The 263-nt window shown below is 41.1% G+C and carries 1 protein-coding gene; it reads right to left on the bottom strand.

Annotated features, from left to right (window positions below; all coding sequences use genetic code 11):
- Nucleotides 1-126: tRNA-dihydrouridine synthase (locus ACODJP_RS14180; RefSeq protein WP_422482603.1), on the bottom strand; the 126-nt coding region annotated here is incomplete at its 3' end.
- Nucleotides 127-263 lie beyond the last annotated feature (137 nt).

Below are 263 nucleotides of genomic sequence, written 5' to 3'. Positions count from 1 at the left end.
CATCATTTCACTGACTGCATGACCCGCACCAAAATACTTGCACAGCGTTCTAAATGGACGGTCAGTTACACCGGCCATAGGGGCAACAATTAAATTATTTGACAGTTGATAGGGACCAATATACATATATATTCATACAATTGATGATCGGCATAGTATACTTCATCCGCTTGATCAGCTCATCTTTTTATGCAGGTGCCCTCCTCTCCATGAACAAACCGTTGTCTTCCCGTTTTTTATTTAAATCATTCGGTATGGTTGCC

The sequence above is a fragment of the Pleomorphochaeta sp. DL1XJH-081 genome (genome assembly GCF_049310885.1).
Classification (GTDB): Bacteria; Spirochaetota; Spirochaetia; order Sphaerochaetales; family Sphaerochaetaceae; genus CAYZJV01.
Note: the sequence above shows the minus strand (reverse complement) of the source record. Positions and strands in the feature narration are given on the sequence as shown.